This is a genomic window from Trueperaceae bacterium (assembly GCA_031581195.1).
GTDB lineage: Bacteria > Deinococcota > Deinococci > Deinococcales > Trueperaceae > SLSQ01.
Genome location: JAVLCF010000041.1, coordinates 1 through 19,351, shown reverse-complemented (window position 1 = coordinate 19,351; position 19,351 = coordinate 1). Strand labels below are relative to the sequence as shown.

The following is a 19,351-nucleotide window of genomic DNA, read 5'->3' as shown; positions in this document are numbered from 1 at the left end:
CGCGACAGGTAGGCGAAGAAGTGACTCACGCCGCGTAGGCTACCGTTCCCGCGCGCGCCGCGCGCGCCCTCCTCCGCCGACCCGCCGGTACCGCTGCCGTTGACGGCACCCGGGACCGCGCGTACCCTTGCGGCATGACGAACGTCGGCGGAACCGCGTCCGCCCCCTACGCCGGCCTCGCGCTCCTCGCCGCGACCGCCGCCCTCCTGCTCGCCGGGTGCCTCCCCGCCGACCCCGGCGCCATGGGGGTCCGCCCCACCCTCGTCAGCGTGCAGGTCCCCACGGACCCCCCCACGGACGCGCCCGAGGACGCCACGACGGACGCCGAGACCGACGTCGTTCTCCAAGGCCGCTACCTGACCGGAGCGGGCGCCTCCAGCGACCGCGTCGTGGTCGGCGCGAACGCCGAATGCGCCGGCGGCCGCGACGTCACGCCGACGACCTGGACGACCACCCGCATCGTCCTCTCCCCCTCCGCGATCCCCGCCTCCGGCTTCGTATGCGTGATCGTGGACGGCGTCCCCAGCAACGCCCTCCCCCTCGACCTGGATTGACGCCGCGCGCGCTCAGCCCGCCCCCTCCGTCGCGACCGCGCGCCGCTCGGGCGCCCCGAAGCGCAGGTGGACGCGCGACAGGGCGAACGCCGGACCCCACGGGCGACGGACGCCCTCGAACGCCGCGTCGCCCACGCCGACGTCGCGCACGCGCGCCGGCCGCGCCCACCCCCACCCCGCGACCGGGGTGACGCGAAGCCCGTCGGGCGCCGGTTGCGCGATCCGTCCGAACGGCCCCCCGACCGCGACCGGGAGGGACGGACCGAACGCCGCGAACGTCGCCGCGAAGAGCGGCACGCCGTCCGGCGTGCACACCTCGAGGCGTTCGCCATCCGCACGCTCGCGCCACGTGAACGTCGCGAGCGCCTTCGGGAGGGCCCAGTGCGCACGCCCCGCCGCGACGCTCTCCGGCGTCGAGACGACGATCCGAGCGACCGACGCGAACGTCGCGGAAGCCCCGAACCGGACGCGACCCGGGAGGGACGCCAGCTCGTCGTACGGACCGACGTCGGAGGTGGCGTAGCGCACCGCCAGCACGACGCCCGGCCCGCCGACGAACCGCCCCGCCGGGCCCCCCATGCCGGCGTCGATGGGGGCGCCCGCCGGGAACGCCGCCCGCACCGGCACGGCGTACGCGCGACCGGTCAGGGTCCAGGGCGGGGGCGCTGCGTCGGGGTTCACGCCGTCAGCGTGGCACGCCCGCGCCCCCGCGGGCGTCGCCCGTCCGGGGGTGCCGCGCGGCGCCCTGGGCGTGTATGCTCACCCTCTATGCGGAGTCGCGCCGTGAAGGGCACGTACGACGTTCTCCCCGAATCCACTCCGGCCTGGCGACGGTTGCGGTCCGTGACCGAAACCGTCCTCGGACGCGCCGGCGTGCGGGAGATCGCCCCCCCGATCTTCGAGTACAGCGAGATCTTCGACAAGTCCGTCGGCGAGTCCGCCGACCTCGTCGTGCAGAAGGAGATGTACCGCTTCGAGGACCGCGGCGGACGGAGCCTCACGCTCCGCCCCGAGTTCACCGCCGGCGTGCTCCGCGCGTACGTCGAGCACGGCATGCACACCCGCCCGACGCCGGTGAAGCTGTGGAGTTTCGGGCCCGCCTTCCGCGCCGAGAACGTCCAGCGGGGACGCTTCCGGCAGTTCCACCAGATCAACTGCGAACTGCTCGGGGCGCCCGGCCCGCTCGTGGACGCCGAAGCGATCGCGCTCCTGCACGACCTCCTGCACGCCCTCGGCCTCCGCGATCTCGTCGTCGCGCTCGGCAGCGTCGGCGACCCCGAGGACCGCGAGGCCTACAACGCGTACCTCCGCGACGCGCTCGAACCCCACGCCCACGAACTGAGCGAAACGAGCCGCGAACGCCTCCGCCTGAACCCCATGCGGGTCCTCGACAGCAAGGACGCCGGCGACCAGCGGCTCGTCGCGACCCTTCAAACGCCCCTCGACCGCCTCGGGGACGCCGCCCGCGCCCACCTCGACGGGGTCGCGGCGTACCTCCGCGACTGGGGCATCGCCTTCACGTTCGCCCCGAGCCTGGTGCGCGGCCTCGACTACTACCGCCGGACCGCCTTCGAGATCCACGCCGAGGGCATCGGAGCGCAGTCCGCCCTCGCCGGCGGCGGGCGCTACGACGGCCTCGTCGCCTCGCTCGGTGGGCCCCCCACCCCCGGCATCGGCTGGGCGCTCGGGGTCGAACGCGTCCTCGACGCGCTCGAGGAGGCCGGCCGAACGCCGGCCCCCGACGCCGGTCCCGCGGTGTTCCTCGTCCCGATGGACGCCGCCGCCGTCCCCGAAGCGGCGGCTCTCGCGCGGCGCCTCCGGACGGACGTGCACGTCGAGCACGCCTACGCCGAACGCAAGCCCGGCAAGGGGCTGCGCGACGCCGACCGCGCCGGCGCCCGCTACGCCGCGTTGCGCGGCGCGCGGGAGCGCGAGGCCGGCGTCTGGACGCTGAAGCACCTCGCCAGCGGCGAGCAACGCGAAATCCCCGAAGCGGCGATGTCCGCCGCGGTCCTGGAGGCCCCCTCATGAAGCGGACGCTGATGTGCGGCGCGCTGCGCGCCGAGCACGCCGGATCGACCGTCATCCTGCAGGGGTGGGTCCACCGCCGCCGCGACCTCGGCGGCCTGATCTTCCTCGACCTCCGCGACCGCGACGGCGTCGTGCAGGTCCTCGTCGAGCCGTCCGCAGCCGACGCGTTCGCCGCCGCCGACGACGTCCGCGGCGAGTGGATCGTCGAGGTCGAGGGCGCCGTCCGCGCCCGCCCCGAGGACCAGCGCGGCGACGGACCGACCGGCGCGGTGGAGGTCGTCGCGACCCGCCTCGACGTCCTCACCGAGGCGCGCACGCCGCCCATTCCGGTCGCAGGCGACGCCGCCGCGCAGACGTCGGAGGAGCTGCGCATGCAGTACCGCTACCTCGACCTGCGCCGGCCCGACGCGATGGCGCCGCTGCGGCTCCGCCACCGCGTCATCAAGGCGATCTGGGATTTCCTGGACGACGAGGGGTTCGTCTCCGTCGAGACGCCGCTGTTGACGCTCTCGACGCCGGAGGGCGCCCGCGACTACGTCGTGCCGTCCCGCACCCACCCGGGCGCCTTCTACGCCCTCCCGCAATCGCCGCAGTTGTTCAAGCAGTTGTTGATGGCGGGCGGCACCGACCGGTACTTCCAGATCGCGCGTTGCTTCCGCGACGAGGACCTCCGCGCCGACCGGCAACCGGACTTCACGCAACTCGACCTGGAGATGTCGTTCGTGGACGTAGGCGACGTCCTCGACCTGAACGAACGTCTCATGGCGCACGTCGTGCAGGCCAGCACCGGCCAGGCGCTTCCCCGCCCGTTCCCCCGTCTCCCCTACGCCGACGCGCTCGCGCGCTTCGGGAGCGACAAGCCCGACCTCCGCTTCGGGCTGGAACTCGCGACCCTCGACGACGCCTTCGCCGGGACCGGCTTCCGTGGATTCGCCGCACCGCTCGACGCCGGCGGGCACGTCGCCGGCCTGCGCGTCCCCCAGGCCCACGCGGAGGCCCTGAGCCGTAAGGACCTCGACGCGCTCGAGGCGCACGCCCAGCGTCACGGCGCGAAGGCGATGGCCTGGCTGCGTCGCGACGGGGACGCCTTCAAGGGCCCGATCGCGAAGTTCCTCGAGCACGAGACCGCCGCCCTGCTGGAGGGCACCGACGCGGACGGCGACCTGTGGCTGCTCGTCGCCGACGTCGGGACGCGCGCCCACGAGGCGTTGGGCGCCGTCCGCCTCGAGCTGCGCGACCGGTTCGACCTCGTGCCCGACGACGCCGGCCTCGCCCCCGCCTGGATCACCGACTTCCCGCTCCTGGAGATCGATCCCGAGACCGGCGCGTCGACGTACATGCACCACCCGTTCACGCGACCGCGGAGCGACGACCTGCCGCGCCTCGAGACCGACCCCGCGTCGGTCCACGCCGACGCGTACGACCTGGTCCTCAACGGCTTCGAGGTCGGGGGTGGGTCGCTGCGCATTCACGACCTGGCGACGCAGGAACGGATGTTCCGCGCGCTCGGGTTCGACGCCGAGGAGGCCCGCGCCCGCTTCGGCTTCTTCCTCGACGCCCTCGCGTACGGTGCGCCCCCCCACGGCGGGATCGCCTGGGGCCTCGACCGCCTCGTGATGATCCTCGCCGGCGCCAACAGCCTGCGGGACGTGATCGCGTTCCCGAAGAACGTCCGCGGGGGCGACCCGTTGACGGGCGCCCCCGCCCCGATCGACGCCGCCCAACTCCAGGAACTGCACCTCCGCGTCGCGCCGCCCCCGGACGGCGCGAACGACGGGGGCGGCCCGGACGATGCGGGCGGCGCGGACGAGGCCGAAGCGTGATTCCGCTCGTCGTGCTCGACCTCGACGGCACCCTCATCGGGGCGTCGGGCCGGGTCGAGGCGTGCATCCTCGAGGCGGCGGACGCCGCCCGGGAGGCCGGCGTCCGCCTGGCGATCTGCACCGGCCGCCCGGGCTTCGGGATCGCCGCGAAGGTCGCTCGGCGCGTCGACCCCGACACGCCCCACATCTTCCAGAACGGGGCGCAGATCACCTACCTCGACGGCGACACCCTGCAGGTGTCCGCCCTCAAGGAGGACCAGGTCCGCGCCCTCGTGAAGGCCGCCCGCGACCTCGGGCTGGTCCTCGAGCTCTACACGCCCGACACGTTGTACGTCGAACGCAAGACCGAGATCAGCGAGGCGCACGCCACGATGATCGGCGTGACCGCCCTCAAGCGCGACCTGCTCGACGTCGCGGCGAACGAACCGGTCGTGCGCGCGCAGTGGGTCGTGCCGCCCGAACGCTACGACGAAGCGATGGCGGTCGGCGTCGACGGGGTGCACGCCCACCCGGCGACCAGCCCGGCGCTGCCCGGCACGTTCTTCGTGAGCCTCACGCGCGGGGCGATCGACAAGGGCAGCGCCGTCCGCAAACTCACGTCGAAACTCGAGATCGATCCCGCCCACGTCATGGCGATCGGCGACAGTCCCGGCGACGTCGCCATGCTCGAGGCGGTCGGGCACCCCCGGGTCGTCGCGAGCGGCGACCCCGACGTCGTCGAGCGGTGGGCGTCGCACGTCCTCCCCGGCGTCGAGGCGTGCGGCGCGGCGGAGGGCCTGCGCTCCGCCATCACGCTCCGCGCCGACGCGGCCGACCCCGACCCGGGCGACGGCAACGGACCCCACGCTGGCGACGGCGACGGGGACGCCGCCGGCCCGGGGGCGGGACGGTAGACTCCGCCGCATGAGCGACCGCCCGGCCCTGCCCGACTCCGACGACCCGCGCCTCGCCCGCATCGCCGACCTCCCCGACCGCGTCGGCGAAGCCGTCCTCCTCCGGGGGTGGCTGACCGGCCTGCGCAGCAGCGGAAAGATCGCCTTCCTGCAACTCCGCGACGGGTCCGGCTTCGTGCAGGCGGTCGTCACGAAGGACGGGGTCGGCGACGCGGCGTTCGACGCCGTCCGCGACCTCGACCAGGAGGCCGCCGTCGTCGTGACCGGTACCGTCAAAGACGACCCCCGCGCGCCGTCCGGCGTGGAGCTGAACGCCGACGCCGTCACGCGCGTCGCCCCCGGGGGGAGCTACCCCATCACGCCCAAGGAGCACGGGGTCGACTTCCTCTCCGAACGCCGTCACCTGCACCTCCGGCACCGCACGCCGTTCGCGATCCTCCGCATTCGCGACACGGTGGAGCGCGCCATCCACGATTTCTTTCACGAGCGCGGCTTCCTGCGCTTCGACGCGCCGTTCTTCATGCCGACCGCCGTGGAGGGCACGACGAACCTGTTCGAGATCGACCTGTTCGGCGAGGACGCCGCCTACCTGTCGCAGTCCGGCCAACTGTACGCCGAGGCCGGCGCGCTGGCGTTCGGAGCGGTCTACACGTTCGGTCCGACCTTCCGCGCGGAGAAGAGCAAGACCCGCCGCCACCTGCTGGAGTTCTGGATGGTGGAGCCGGAGGTCGCGTGGCTCGATCACGAGGGCAACGTCGCCCTCCAGGAGGCGTTCGTCGCCTACCTCGCGGGGCGCGTCCTCGAGGAACGCCGCGCCGAACTGGACCTGCTGCAGCGCGACGTCGCCCCCCTCGAAGCGACCGCGTCGGGCGGGTTCCTGCGCCTGACGTACGACGAGGCGCTCGCGACCCTCGCCGACGCCGGGCACGCCCTCACCTGGGGGGACGACCTCGGCGCGCCGCACGAAACGGTGCTCGGGAACCTGTCCGACCGACCGGTGTTCGTCGAGGCGTGGCCCGCGCACACGAAGGCGTTCTACATGGAGCCCTACGAGGACGACCCGACGCGGGTGAAGAACGCCGACCTCATCGCGCCCGAGGGGTACGGCGAGATCATCGGGGGGTCGCAACGCATCCACGACCTGGCGCTCCTCGAACGCCGCATCGCGGAGCACGGCCTCCCCGCCGAGGCGTTCGCGTGGTACCTCGACCTGCGCCGGCACGGCTCCGTCCCGCACAGCGGGTTCGGGATGGGCCTTGAGCGGGTCCTCGCCTGGTTCACCGGCGCGCACCACCTCCGCGACGTCGTGCCGTTCCCCCGCATGCTGACGCGCATGTACCCCTGACCCGGCAACGAGCGCGCCCTCACCGGCGCGCGTCGAGCGCGGCGGGGGTGGCGATGCGCCCCAACCACGCGTCGACCGGCGCTCCGCCGCGCAGGTAGGCGACCGCGTCCACCCCCGCCTCCAGCAGCGTCCGCTCGACGGACGCGAGGATCGTACGTTCGTCCGCGACGTCGAGCGCCGCGTCGGCGGCGGGGAGGTCCAGGACCGCCGTGACGCCGTCCGCCCCCTCGACCCGGTAGACGCGGGGGGCCGGAATCGCGCGCGGCCACGTCCCCTCGCGCACCAGGAGGCTCCGGAGCGCCGCCAGCGTGGCCTCCAGGTCGGTGCCGGGTTCGTCCCGCCACGGGACCGCCCGCACCACCGGCCGCGCGACGTCCGCCTCGACGACGTACAGCGTCACCTCCCGCGGCGGCGCCGCGTCGGGGGTGCCGTCCTCGATCGTCACGACGGGGGGTGGGGGGGGCGCGGGGGGCGTCGCGCGCCACGCGAACGTCGCCGCCGCCCCGAGCGCAAGGACCCCCACCAGCAGCCACGGCGACCCCAGATCCACGCCGGTCGGCGTCCGCCGGGGATCGTCGGGCGTCACCGCTGCAGCACCGTCCGGAGGGCGGTCGCGAGGGCGGCCGCCAGGTCGGTACGGGCCGCGTCGTCGCGGAGGGCGTCCGCGGCGACCTCCACCAGCACCCCGCGGCCCGCCGCCGGCGCGAGGCTCGCGAGGGGGGCGCGCTGCACGTCGCCGGCGCGGTACCCACCGGCGTCGAACAGGGCGTCCGCCAGCCGCTCCGCCGCGTCCTGCCCCAGCTCGACGTCGGGGACGAGGCCGAGAAGGATCTCGCGCCGCAACGCGTCGGTCCGGCCCGCGGCGTCCCCGTCGTCGTCGCCGGCATCCTCGAGGGCCCGTGCGGCGTTGCGGCGGATCGCGAGCTCCACGGCGGCGGCGTCCGTCACCTCCCCCAGCGCCCAAAGGCGGACCTCGCCGGCGGGGACGTCCGCGGCGTGCAGGCGGAGGTAGACGTCGCTCGTCGCCGCCGCGCGCAGCACCTCGGCGGGCGGCGCCTCCGCCGCCCCGGTCCGGACGAGCGTCGCCGCGACGACGCCTTCGTCGCCGTCGTCGACCGGGTTGCCGTCCGACGGCCCGAGCGCCTCCTGGACGCGGCGAGCGAGATCGAGCAACGCCGCGCGCACCTCGCGCGGTTCGGGGGACGACGCGGCGTGCAGCGCGACGCTGGGCGGGCCGTCCCCGCGAGGCCGGAAGGTGGACGGGTCCGGCCGCGCGCGGATCACGACGTCGCTGCCCCCCGCCGCGGTGCGCACCACGACGGCGTCGACGAGCACGCCTTCGGCGTCGAGGCGAATGCGCACGTCGCCGTCCTCCGGGTACACCCCGACCCGCGTCAGGAGCGCGCCCCCCTCCGAACGTGCGGTCGGCATGCCGGCGCGCGGGATCCGCCACGCGGCGGCGTCCCCGACGTCGGCGGGCACCCGCCGTACCGCGACCGGTCCGTCGAACGCCACGCGCAGCGCCTCGCCCTGCGCGGTCGTCTCGAGCGTCACGTCCTGCACCGTCGGGCGGGGCGTGACGACGACGACGGCGTCGGCCTCCGCGACGTAGCCGACGCTGCCCCCGAGCGCCCGCGCGAGGGCGGCGACCGGGACGTACGTCGCGTCGGCGTCATCGACCGCAGCCTGGTCCGCGAACGCGGCCCCGTCGAGGCGCAACGCGCCCGCTCGGGCGGGGTTCGTGCCGACCGGGACGACGTCGAGGCGCACGACGCGGCCCCCCCTCGCGATCGTCACGACGGCGGTCTCGGGGTCGACGACCGGATCGACGCCGAACGCGTCGGCGACGCGGGGCAGCGCCGCGTAGGCGCTGCCCTCGAGCAGGTCGCTGCGGACCGGCCCGAGGTCGCGCCCGTCGATCCGCAACGTCTGCGCGGCGCCCAGCCCCGCTAGCGCGAGGGCGAGGACGAGGACGGCGCGCGGAGCGCGACGCCGCCTCATTCGCCCTCCAGGTAGCGCCGCACCTGCTTCTTGGCGTCCTTCTCCGCTTCGGCGCGGCGTTTGTCGTGCTTCTTGCGCCCCCGCGCCAGGGCGATCTCGACCTTCGCCCAGCCGTCCTTGAAGTACAGCTTCGTCGGAACGCACGTCAGGCCCCTCCGCTCGAGCCCCTTTTCGACCTCGGCGATCTCGGACCGCTTCAGCAGGATCTTGCGGGGTCGCGTCGGCTCGTGATTGTTGTAGCTCGCCTGCTCGTAAATCGGGATCGTGACGCCCTCCAACCACAGTTCGTGGTCCTGCACCCGCACGAACGCTTCGGCGAGGCTGCCGCCCCCCTGCCGCAACGCCTTCACCTCGCTGCCGGTCAGGCGCAGGCCGGCCTCGAAGCGGTCCAACAGATCGTAGTCGTAGCGGGCGCGTTTGTTGTTCAGCATGCGTCTCCCCGTGACTCTAGCCGCTCGGGCGGCGCGAGGGGGCGTCGCGACGTCACTCGAGCACCTCGCCCACGTCGCGCGGGTCGACGTCGACGCGCAGCGTCACGCCGCGCGGCGTCTCCTGCAGCGCGGCGCGCAGCAGCGCGTTGCGGCGCGCGGCGTCGGGGGTGCGCAGCAGCAGGTGCACGAGCGACCGACCGCGGACGCGGGGGACGGGGGCGGGGGCCGGCCCGAGGATCTCCTCCGCCGTCGCGCCGGCCGTCTCGAGGCGGGCGACGACCTCACCGAGCGCCGCCCAGGCGTCCGCCTCCCGGCGGGCGCTGGCCTGCAGGCGCGCCATGCGCCCGTACGGCGGGTAGCCGAACCGTTCGCGGCGCGCGTCGACGTCGTCGAGGAACCGCTGCCAGGCGTCGGCCCCGTCGGGCCCCGCCGCGACGGCGCGGAGGACGGGGTGCGCCGGCGCGAAGGTTTGGATGACGCCGAGCGGAGCGCGGCGGCCGGCCGCGCCGGAGAAGGCGGCGAGGAGGCGCAGGACCCGCAGTTCGGCGCGGAAGTCGTCGGCGTGGAGGGCGCCGTCGATCTGCGTCACGAGCAACAGCGAGAGGACGGGGAGGGGCGGGAGGCGGAGCAACGCCGTCGTGCCGACCAGCACGCCCGGCGCGCCGGCCTGGAGCGGTGCGAGGTCGTCGCGGACGTCGCCGTCGTAGCGGTACCGGGGCAGGTCGGGCACCATCTCGCCGATGGCGCGCAGCACCCATTCGCTGCCGGCGGCGCGTTGCGCTTCGAGGTCGGGCCCCCCGCAGCTCGGGCAGGTGGAGGGCGGGGCCGCCTCGTGCCCGCACTGGTGGCAGCGGAGGCGCGCGTCGCGGGCGTGCCACCGCAACGCCAGATCGCAGTTGGGGCACATGACCGCCGCCCCGCAGTCGCGGCACCCGAGCGCCGCGCTGAAGCCGCGGCGCGGGACGAGCACGAGCGCTTGGCGTTCGCGGTCGCGGACCTGCTTCAGGACGCCGATCGCGTCGGCCCCGAGCGGCCACGTGCGGCTCCCGGCGAGATCCGCGAGCGCCCACCGGACCGGGGGGCGCGCCAGCGTCCGGACGCGCGCCCCGCGGTCCGGCGCGAGCGCCGCCGCTTCGGGGCCGAGCACGACGTCCGCCACGGTGAGGGGAACGCCGTGCGCGTCCGCCCAAGCGCGCGCGGCGTGCGGAATCCAGGGGCGGGCTCCGTTGCGGACCTTGTAGGCCTCCGCCTCGGCGTCGAGGAGCACGACGCGGGCGGGGTTCACGAGCGGTGCGGCGAGCAGCGGGTAGGTGCCCACCAGCACGCGCGCCGCGCCGTCCGCGACGGTGGCGTCCCAGGCCCGCCTCCGGGGGGCGTCGCCCCCGGGGGGCCCGGGGAGGACGGGCACGTCGTTCGCGAGCCAGGCGGCGGCGTCCTCCGCCGCGCGACGTTCGGGGGCCAGCACGAGCGGCGTTCGGCCGGCGGCGAGGTCGGCGCGGAGCGTCGGAAGCAACGCCGCGAGGCGCGCCGCGAAGGTACCTCCCTGCACGAACCGGAGGTCCGCCGCGGTGGGGGGGTCGCCCGGGGCGTCGGGGGCCGTGCGCGCGTCGTCGGGCCAGGGGGCCGGCGCGGGCGGGGTCGGCGCCTCCGGTTCGGCGGGCGCCTCGGCGTACGCGGAGGCGCCGTGCCGGACGAGGGCGCGGACGACGGCGTCGCCGACGCCGGCGGCCCGCGCGAGGGCCGCGCCGCTGTCGACCTGCCCCGCCGCGCGGAGGCCATCGAGGGCGGTCCGTTGCTTCGGCGTCAGGGCGTCCTCGAGGCCGGGTGGGGGCGGCTCGACCGGCCGCAGGACGCGGCGGGTGGGCACGTGCGGGGCGAGGACCTCCTCGAGGAGGCCCTGCTCACGTCGTTCGTCGAGGTCGGCGGCCGGGACGTCCTGCGCGTCGCGCCACGCACCGCTCGGCCCGCCGGCGGGATCGAGGAGGCGCACGCGGTGCGAGAGCACCGCCGCCAGGCCGGGGTGGTGAAGACCGGCCAGCACCACGCCGGGTGGGGCGAGGGTCCGCTCGGCCTCCGCGAGCAGCCACGCGACGGTCGCGGGCGGGATCGGGGGGCCGTCGTCGAGGTCCGCGATCGCTTCGCGCAGCTCCAACGCCTGCGCGTCGGTCGCGTCGTCCTCCCCCACGACGACCCCGACGCGGACGCCGTGCTGCCACGGCACGACGACGCGGCGCCCGACGCCCTGCGCGTCGGACCCGTACGGCGCGAGCCAGCGGAGTGGCGCGAGGGGGAGCGGCAGGAGGACGTCGAGGGCGCGCGGCACGGCGGGAGTCTACCGCCCACCTGCGCGCCGCCCGCGGAGCCGGCCCGAACGACGTCCGCCCGGCCGAGGCCGGGCGGACGGGGTGATACGGGGGTGGGGCGGTCGCGCGCCGCTCAGGGCAGCGGCACCACCGAATCGGTCGGGGAGGTCGCGCCGCGCCCCTGGTTGAGGCTCCGCAGGTCGAGCAGGAAGTTGTTGTCGCTCGGCAGCAGGATCGTCTCGATGCCGGGCGCCAGGCGCTGCGCGACCTCGAGATCGATGATTTCGGGGTTCTCGCGGATCGCTTCGCCGCGCAGGCGCAACGCTTCGGATTCCCCTTCGGCGCGGGCGATGGCGGCGTCGCGCTCGCCCTCCGCCTCGATGACGCGGCGTTGGGCGGAGATCTCCGCCTGACGACGCCGGTTCTCCTCGACCTCCACCTGTTGTTCCGCCGCCTGTTTCTCCTCGATGGCGGTGGTGATGGTCGTCGGGATGCGGATGTCGCGCAGCAGGACCGAGCGGATGCGGACGTTGTCGCCGTCGAGCGCCTCGCGGAGGCTTGTCTCGACGTTCTGCTGCAGTTCGGTCCGCAGGGTGCTGATCAGCTCCGCGGCGGCGTACTCGCCGATCGCGTCGCGGATTTGGCTGCGGACCTCCGGGCGGACGCGGACCGTTTCGTAGCTGGGGCCGATGTCCTGGTGGAGGCGGGCCGCTTCGGTCGGAGCGACCTGGTAGATGATGGTCGCGTCGACGTTGATCTCGAGGCCTTCGCTGCTGCGGGCGGTGACCTGGTCGCCGGTCGATTGCGCGAGCGTGAACTCCTGCTGGCGGACGTCGTAGATCGTGACCTGCTGCAGGACCGGGAGGACGATGTGGAACCCTTCGTTCAGTTCGTCGTCCTGTACGCCGCCGAAGACGTTGAAGACCACGCCGACGTTCCCGGCGGGAATGACGACGAACGCTTGGCTGAGGCCGGCGGTGACGAGACCGAGGAGGGTGACGACGACCCCGAGGCTACGCAGGGGACCGCGTTCGGACTGCACCCCCTGCACGGCGAGCGCGATGCCGCCGGCAAGGAGGGCGAGGGCGAGGAACAAGACGGGCGTCATGCGCAGAGCGTACCCGAGTGGGCGCCGCGCCGTGTCGGCCGGGCGCCGCGTCGGGGCCGACGTCGAGCGTTAGGCCTCGCTCGGCGCGCCACCGTCCTCGGCCGGGTCGTCGCGGCCGTCGGCGGCGGGCAGCACCACGGTGAAGCGGGTGCCCTCCCCCGGACGGGAATCGACGTCGACCCGGCCCCCGTGCTGCTGCACGATCCAGCGCACGATCGCGAGCCCCAACCCCGCGCCGTTGCCGCGGCCGCTGCGGGCCCCGTCGACCCGGTAGAAGCGGTCGAACAGGTGGGGGAGCGCCTCCTCGGGGATGCCGGGGCCGTCGTCGGCCACCTCGAGGCGGACGTCGTCGCCGTCGCGCTCGACCGTCACGTGGACGTGCGTCGCGCCGGCGTTCACGGCGTTCTGCACGAGGTTGAGGACCACCTGCTGCAGGCGGGCGGGGTCGCCGTCGACCTCGACGACGGGGGTGGTGGCGTGCACCTCGACGCGGGCGTCGCCGCCCTCCGGGGGGACGGCCTCCCGCGCGGTGTCGAGGACGTCGACGAGGTTCAGGGGTTCGCGCCGGAGCGCGAAACCGGCGTCGGCGCGGGCGAGCTCGAGCAGGTCGCCGACCAACTTGCCCATGCGGTCCGCTTCGCTGCGGATCACCTCGAGGCTCTCGCGCTGCACGTCGGTCGGGTCGCTGCGCCGCAGCAGGTAGTGCGCGTGCCCCGCGATCGCGGTGACCGGCGTGCGGAGTTCGTGGCTGGCGTCGGCGGTGAAGCGCCGCTGCGTCTCGAACGACTCCTGAAGGCGGTCGAGCATGCCGTTGAGGGTGACGGCGAGGTCGTGCACCTCGTCGCGCGTCCGCGGTTCGGGCACGCGTTGCGACAGGTCCCGGCCGGTCACGCCGGCCGCGGTCCGCGTGACCCGCTCGAGGGGCAGCAGCACCCGCCGCGAGAGGGCGTACACCCCGAGCGCGAACACGACCGTCGCGACCCCGAGGATCGTGACGAGGTGCCGCGCCAGGTGCCGCAGGTTCGATCGTAGGTCGTCGGCCTGCAGCCCGACGAACACCGCGGCGGAGAGCGTCACGCCGCGCGAGGGGAAGGCGAGCGTCCCGACGTCGCCCAGCACCTGGAGGCGCTCCCCGCCGGGGAGGACGACGGTTCCCGCGGTCTCGCCGGTCGCCAGGAGGCGCGCGAGCGTCGCGTCGTCGAGGCCCTCGACGAGGCTGTCGTCGGTCGGGTTGGGGCGCAACAGGCGCGGCTCGACGTACGGGACGCCCTCGCGGACGCCGGCCGGCTCGGCCGGCAGTCGGTCGCCCTGCCCGAGCACGATCACTTCGTAGTAGGCGTCCCCCGGCAGCCGCCGGAGGCCCTCGAGCACCGCGCCGCGCGACAGGTCCTCGAGCGCCTGCCCGGCGCGCTCCTCGAGGGCGTACGTGAGGCTGCGTTCGGTCAGGACGTACACGCTGGCGGCGACGAGCGACCCGACGAACAGGAAGAACGCCGCATAGAACAGCGTGAGGCGGACGCGAAGCGTCACGCGTCCCTCCGCGCGAGGCGCGTCATTCGTCGCGGAGGACGTAGCCGACGCCGCGCACGGTGTGGATCAGGCGGCGTTCCCCCTCCGCCTCCAGCTTGCGGCGCAGGTACCCGACGTACACGTCGACGACGTTGCTGCCGCCGGTGTACTCGGGCCACACCGCGTCCTCGATCTCGAAGCGGCTGAACACCTTGCCGGGCGACCGCGCGAACGTCTCGAGCAGCTCGAACTCCTTGGCGGACAGGTCGATGCGGCGCCCGTCGCGGAACGCTTCGCGCCCATCGAGGTTCATCACCAGGTCGGCGACGCGGACCTCGCCCGTGACGCTGGGGCTGACGCGCCGCAGGTGCGCGCGGACGCGGGCGAGGAGCTCCTCGATGCTGAACGGCTTGACGAGGTAGTCGTCGGCGCCGGCGTCGAGGCCCGCGACCTTCTCGTCGACCCGGTCCTTGGCGGTCAGGATGACGATCGGGACGTTGCTGGTCTTGCGGATGCGGTGCGCGACCTCGATGCCGTCCAGGACCGGCAACATCAGGTCCAGCACGATGAGGTCGGGCGCCTGCTCCCGGAACGCACTGAGGCCGGTCACGCCGTCGTACGCGACCTCCGTGGCGTACCCTTCGGCGCGCAACTCGAGGTCGATGAACTTTGCGATCTCCTTCTCGTCCTCGATGATCAAGATGAGCGGAGCGGGGTCCATGACGGCAGGATGCCACGCCCGTTCATGAGAGTCCTGTGCCGGGGCCGCCCCGGCCGGCGGGTCAGGGCAGCGGGACGGTCTCCTGCACGATGACGCCGGCGTCGAGGATCTCCCGCGCCCAGGCGTTCGCACCGTGCAGGGAGTGGTCGCGCCAGTTGCCGCAGCGTTCCGGCGCGCACCCGGGGATGGGGCCGTCGTGCGTCGCGACGTCCTCCATCGCCGCGACGAACGCGCGGCGGACGGCGTCCTCGTCCGGCTCGCCGATCAACGTCAGGTAGAACCCCGTCCGGCAGCCCATCGGACTGCAGTCGATCACGTCGGCGTCGTGGCCCTCCAGGGCGTCGCGCAGGTACCCGGCGAGGAGGTGCTCGATCGTGTGCAGCGGGGCGGGCGCGATCTCCTGGCGGTTGGGTTGCACCAGCCGCAGGTCCCACTTGCTGATGGCGTCGCCGTGCGGGGTGGCCTTGCGGCCGGCGAGCCGGACGTAGGGGGCGCGGACCTTCGTGTGGTCGAGGTCGAACGATTCGACGTGCGTCTTCGCGGGCATGCCCCCAGCGTAGCAACGCCCCGCCGGGGAAGGGGTTCGCGCCGCCGTCTCGCGCGGGGCGCGCGAACCTTGTATGCTGCGAACGTTCCGCACGGGACGAACGCTATTTTCGTGAACCCCGACCGGGGGCGAGGTGCGCATGGCCCGACGACTCGCGATCTTCATCGACGGCAGCAATCTCTACAACGGCATGCGGGAGAACCTCTCCAACACCCGCGTCAACCTCGGTGCGCTCATCGATCAGTTGCGCGGCGACCGCTACCTGATCCGCTGCTACTACTACAACGCCCCGTTGACCGACGACTACGACGGCGACCTGCGCGACGGGCAGGCCCGCTTCTTCGAGAGCCTGCGCCGCATCCCCTACGTCACCGTCCGCTTGGGGCGGCTGCACCGCCGCAGCGACGGCTCGCTCGTCGAGAAGGGCATCGACGTCTCGATCGCCGTCGAGTCGCTCGCGTTGGCGTACCAGGACGCGTACGACGAGACCGTCATCGTGTCCGGCGACGGCGACTACGTCGAACTCGTCGAAGCGATCAAGGGCCGCGGGAAGCAGGTGGAGGTGGCGATGTTCCGCAACCAGTCCGCCGGCATCCTGCTCGAGTACGCCGACGTCTTCCGTCCCCTCGACGAGCTCGATTGGGACGAGATCCTGTTCTGAGGCGTCAGGCGTCGGCGGTGTCCTCGACGCCGCGCTCGTCCAACAACGCCACCAGCCCCGCTTCGTCGAGGACCGGGACCCCCAACGACGCGGCCTTGTCGGCCTTGCTGCCGGGGTCCTCCCCGGCGACGACGTAGTCGGTCTTCTTGCTGACCGACCCCGTCACGCGGGCGCCGGCCGCCTCCAGGCGGTCCTTGACCTCGTCGCGCGGGCGCGACAGGGACCCCGTCAGCACGAACGTCAGACCGTCGAGCGCGTCGCTCGTGCCGGCGTCGCTGCGCGCCTCCGGCCACACGCCGCGCGCTCGAAGGCCGTCGAGGGTGGCGCGCATCGCGTCGGCGTCGAGCGCGTCGCGCACCATGCGGGCGGTCGCTTCGCCGACGTCGGGCACCGCCTCGAGGTCCGCGAGGTCGGCGGCGAGGATCGCGTCGAGGGTCCGGAAGCGCCGCGCGAGCGCGTCGGCGGTCGCGGGCCCCACCTGCGGCAGGCCGAGCCCGACGAGGAACGCCGCGAGGTCGGGGGTGCGGGCGCGATCGAGTTCCGCGACGAGGTTCGCGGCCGACGTCGCGCCCCACCCCTCGAGGTCGGTCAGGGCTTCGGCGTCGAGGTCGTACAGGTCGGGGATCGAGCGCACCAGGCCGGCGTCGAGGAACTGCGCGACGCTGCGTTCGCCGAGCCCCTCGACGTCCAGCGCCTTGCGCGACGCGTAGTGTTGGAGGCGTTCCTGGCGCTGGGCGGGACAGTCGGGGTTGATGCAGCGGAGGTTGGCGCCGTCCTCGATCAGCGCCGCGTCGCAGGCGGGACACCGCTCCGGCGTGACCCAGGGCGCCGCGTCGTCGGGGCGGGCCTCCCCCACCACCCGCAGCACCTCGGGGATGACGCCGCCCGACTTGTGGACGACGACGGTGTCCCCAACGCGGAGGTCGAGGTCGTGCACGAAGCCGGGGTTGTGCAGGGTGGCGCGGGTGACCTCGGTCCCCTCCAGCATGCGCGGGTCGAGCTCCGCGACGGGCGTGATCTTGCCGGTCCGCCCCACCTGCACCGTGATGGCGCGGAGGGTCGTGCGTTTTTCTTCGGCGGGGAACTTCCAGGCGATCGCCCAGCGCGGCGCGCGACTCGTGGTGCCGAGCTCGCGCTGCAGCGTCAGGTCGTTCACCTTGATCACGACGCCGTCGGCGTCGTAGGGCAGGTCGCTGCGGGCGTCGGTCCAGCGAAGGATGACGTCGCGCGCGCCGTCCAGCCCCCGGACGGTCGCGCGGTCGGGGTTGACGGGGAACCCCTTCGCCTCCAACCAATCCAGCAGCTCCGCTTGGCTGCCGACCGGCAGGTTCTCCGGCCTCCCGACGCCGTAGAAGAACGCCTGCAGGTTCCGCCGCCGCGCGACGCTCGCGTCGAGCTGACGGACGGTGCCGGCGGCGGCGTTGCGGGGGTTGCGGAACGGCGCTTCGCCCGCCTCCTCGCGCGCGGCGTTGATGCGCGCGAAGACGTCCTTGGCGAGGTAGATCTCGCCCCGCACCTCGAGGACGTCGGGCACGCCGTCGAGGTGCGTGGGGATCGAGGGAATGGTCCGGGCGTTCGGGGTGATCTCCTCCCCCTCCCGGCCGTTGCCGCGCGTCGCGGCCCACGCCAGCTCGCCCCCCTCGTAGCGGAGGTTGACCGACAGGCCGTCGATCTTGAGTTCGCACGCGTAGGTCAGGACGTCGTCGCTGCCGAGGGTGCGGTGGATGCGCTCGGCGAAGGCGTCGAGCTCGGCGTCCTCGAAGGCGTTGTCGAGCGAGTAGAGCGGCACGCCGTGCGTCAGGGTCCGCAGGTCGCCGGACGGTTCCGCGCCGACGCGTTGGGTGGGGGACGTCTCGCTGCGCAGCTCCGGGTGCGCGTCCTCGAGCGCCTGCAGCTCCCGCACGAGCGCGTCGTACGCCGCGTCGCTCAGGATCGGCGCGTCCTCGACGAAGTACGCGTGATTGGCCGCCTCGATGCGGCGGCGGAGGTCGGCGGCGCGCGCGTGGACCGCGCGGGGGGCGTCGTCGGTCGAGGGGGGATGCGCGTCGCTCACGGCGCGCATCGTAGCAGCCGCTGCGCGGCGCGGCGGACGTCATGATTCCGTCAGGGCGACCGCGGCGGTTGCTATAGTCCGGTCGTGGGTACACGCCCTCCGGGCTTCGGCCCGAAGCTCCCCCTCTCGGAGGTTCGCATGCGTAGACTGCTCCCCCTCGCCCTCGCCCTGGTTCTCGGTGCCGCCGGCGCCCAGGACTACGTGTTCGGCATCGTGTACGACGCCGGCGGGAAGTTCGACGGTTCGTTCAACGAAGGTACCTTCAACGGCATGGAGGCGGCCATCGCCGACCTCGAGGCCGACGGCCTGGAGATCGAACTCCTCGAGTTCGAGGGCACGCCGGAGACCTCCGCGCAGGGCCTGCGCAGCATCTCCGAGCAGGGCGCGGAACTGATCGTCGCGCCCGGCTTCAACCAGGCGGACTCGATCGCCTCGGTGTCGCAGGAGTTCCCCTTCACGAACTACGTCCTCATCGACGCGGTCGTCGAGGCGGACAACGTCCGCAGCGTGCTGTTCAAGGAGCACGAGGGCAGCTTCCTGGTGGGCTACCTGGCCGGGCTGATGACGCGGACCGGCACGGTCGGCTTCGTCGGAGGCATGGACATCCCGCTCATCCGCAACTTCGACACCGGCTACCAGCAGGGCGTCTCCGCCGCCTGCCCGGAGTGCGAGATCATCAGCAACTACGTCGGGACCACGCCGGCGGCGTGGAACGACCCCGCCCGCGCGAAGGAGCTCGCGTCGGTGCAGCGCGCCCAAGGGGCGGACATCGTCTACGCCGCCGCCGGGGCGTCGGGGAACGGCGTCATCGAGTTCGTGAACGAGGAGAAGTGCTTCGTGCCGGACGGTGAGCCGCGCACCACGCCGCTGCGCGACGTGCCGGTCTCCGACGCCTACGCCGAGCAGTGCGACGGCGACGCCCACCCGCTGTTCTTCATCGGGGTCGACAGCAACCAGAACCCGGCCGGCGACACCGACGACGACCCGGCGACCCTGAACCACGGGCTGACCAGCATGCTCAAGCGCGTCGATACCGCGTCGGCGAACGGCGCGTACGACACCGCCGCCGGGACGTTCACCGCCGGCACGCAGATCCTCGGCCTCGCCGAAGACGGCGTCGGCTGGGCGCTCGACGAATACAACGCGCCGCTCATCCCCGACGCGACCGTCGACCAGCTCGAGGGCATCCGGCAGGCGATCATCGACGGCGAGATCGTCGTCCAGCCGTACGAGTAAGCCACGACGCCCCGCGCCCCTCGGGCGCAGGACGAAGCGAAGGGCCCGCTGCGTGCGGGCCCTTCGTCGTGGTCTCCCCCACCCCCGCACCCCCGTCGCGCGACGCCGGGACCCCGTGCGAACGCGTTGCGAACG

At 74.0% G+C, this 19,351-nt stretch carries 17 protein-coding genes; 7 read left to right on the top strand and 10 right to left on the bottom strand.

Features of this window, described 5'->3' with window-relative positions; genetic code table 11:
- Window positions 1-134: 134 nt before the first annotated feature.
- Complete coding sequence (locus RI554_05400) at window positions 135-554, top strand: hypothetical protein (protein MDR9391447.1); 420 nt, start codon at window positions 135-137, stop codon at window positions 552-554.
- Between the two features lie 12 nt (window positions 555-566).
- On the opposite strand, the gene RI554_05395 is transcribed toward RI554_05400, so the two are convergent.
- The gene (locus RI554_05395; GenBank protein ID MDR9391446.1) at window positions 567-1,235 is read right to left on the bottom strand and encodes an acetoacetate decarboxylase family protein; all 669 of its coding nucleotides are present in this window, start codon (window positions 1,233-1,235) and stop codon (window positions 567-569) included.
- Window positions 1,236-1,322: 87 nt separating this feature from the next.
- Between RI554_05395 and hisS the strand changes: the two genes are divergently transcribed.
- From hisS to asnS, 4 genes are read left to right on the top strand one after another with little or no spacing between them, the layout of a single operon-like run.
- Complete coding sequence (gene hisS / locus RI554_05390; GenBank protein ID MDR9391445.1) at window positions 1,323-2,585, top strand: histidine--tRNA ligase; 1,263 nt, start codon at window positions 1,323-1,325, stop codon at window positions 2,583-2,585.
- A complete protein-coding gene (gene aspS / locus RI554_05385) occupies window positions 2,582-4,408 on the top strand; it encodes an aspartate--tRNA ligase (GenBank protein MDR9391444.1) in 1,827 nt (608 codons plus the stop codon). The genes hisS and aspS overlap by 4 nt, the downstream gene beginning before the upstream one ends.
- Window positions 4,405-5,301 (top strand): HAD-IIB family hydrolase, encoded by an 897-nt coding sequence (locus RI554_05380; GenBank protein MDR9391443.1) that lies wholly within the window; start codon window positions 4,405-4,407, stop codon window positions 5,299-5,301. The genes aspS and RI554_05380 overlap by 4 nt, the downstream gene beginning before the upstream one ends.
- 10 nt (window positions 5,302-5,311) lie before the next feature.
- Window positions 5,312-6,646, top strand: a complete 1,335-nt coding sequence (gene asnS / locus RI554_05375) for an asparagine--tRNA ligase (protein ID MDR9391442.1) — start codon at window positions 5,312-5,314, stop codon at window positions 6,644-6,646.
- 19 nt (window positions 6,647-6,665) lie between these two features.
- Here the strand turns inward: asnS and RI554_05370 are convergent, their stop codons facing one another.
- The 8 genes from RI554_05370 to RI554_05335 form a co-directional block, all read right to left on the bottom strand.
- On the bottom strand, window positions 6,666-7,232 hold the full coding sequence (locus RI554_05370; protein MDR9391441.1) for a hypothetical protein: 567 nt from the start codon (window positions 7,230-7,232) through the stop codon (window positions 6,666-6,668).
- Complete coding sequence (locus RI554_05365; GenBank protein MDR9391440.1) at window positions 7,229-8,647, bottom strand: stalk domain-containing protein; 1,419 nt, start codon at window positions 8,645-8,647, stop codon at window positions 7,229-7,231. Before RI554_05365 ends, RI554_05370 begins: the two co-directional genes overlap by 4 nt.
- The gene (gene smpB, locus RI554_05360; GenBank protein ID MDR9391439.1) at window positions 8,644-9,078 is read right to left on the bottom strand and encodes an SsrA-binding protein SmpB; all 435 of its coding nucleotides are present in this window, start codon (window positions 9,076-9,078) and stop codon (window positions 8,644-8,646) included. The genes RI554_05365 and smpB overlap by 4 nt, the downstream gene beginning before the upstream one ends.
- 52 nt (window positions 9,079-9,130) lie before the next feature.
- The gene (locus tag RI554_05355) at window positions 9,131-11,401 is read right to left on the bottom strand and encodes a hypothetical protein (GenBank protein ID MDR9391438.1); all 2,271 of its coding nucleotides are present in this window, start codon (window positions 11,399-11,401) and stop codon (window positions 9,131-9,133) included.
- Window positions 11,402-11,514: 113 nt separating this feature from the next.
- Window positions 11,515-12,489, bottom strand: a complete 975-nt coding sequence (locus RI554_05350) for a prohibitin family protein (protein ID MDR9391437.1) — start codon at window positions 12,487-12,489, stop codon at window positions 11,515-11,517.
- A 69-nt stretch (window positions 12,490-12,558) separates the two neighbouring features.
- Window positions 12,559-14,019, bottom strand: coding sequence for a HAMP domain-containing sensor histidine kinase (locus RI554_05345; protein MDR9391436.1), 1,461 nt, complete (start codon window positions 14,017-14,019; stop codon window positions 12,559-12,561).
- Between the two features lie 22 nt (window positions 14,020-14,041).
- Window positions 14,042-14,719 (bottom strand): response regulator transcription factor, encoded by a 678-nt coding sequence (locus tag RI554_05340; protein MDR9391435.1) that lies wholly within the window; start codon window positions 14,717-14,719, stop codon window positions 14,042-14,044.
- Between the two features lie 61 nt (window positions 14,720-14,780).
- Complete coding sequence (locus RI554_05335; protein MDR9391434.1) at window positions 14,781-15,266, bottom strand: S-ribosylhomocysteine lyase; 486 nt, start codon at window positions 15,264-15,266, stop codon at window positions 14,781-14,783.
- 139 nt (window positions 15,267-15,405) lie between these two features.
- Between RI554_05335 and RI554_05330 the strand changes: the two genes are divergently transcribed.
- Entirely contained in the window at window positions 15,406-15,927 is a 522-nt protein-coding gene (locus RI554_05330; GenBank protein MDR9391433.1) for an NYN domain-containing protein, read from the top strand.
- 4 nt (window positions 15,928-15,931) lie between these two features.
- On the opposite strand, the gene ligA is transcribed toward RI554_05330, so the two are convergent.
- Window positions 15,932-17,980, bottom strand: coding sequence for an NAD-dependent DNA ligase LigA (gene ligA / locus RI554_05325; GenBank protein MDR9391432.1), 2,049 nt, complete (start codon window positions 17,978-17,980; stop codon window positions 15,932-15,934).
- Window positions 17,981-18,118: 138 nt separating this feature from the next.
- Between ligA and RI554_05320 the strand changes: the two genes are divergently transcribed.
- Window positions 18,119-19,216, top strand: a complete 1,098-nt coding sequence (locus tag RI554_05320; GenBank protein MDR9391431.1) for a BMP family ABC transporter substrate-binding protein — start codon at window positions 18,119-18,121, stop codon at window positions 19,214-19,216.
- Window positions 19,217-19,351: the final 135 nt, after the last annotated feature.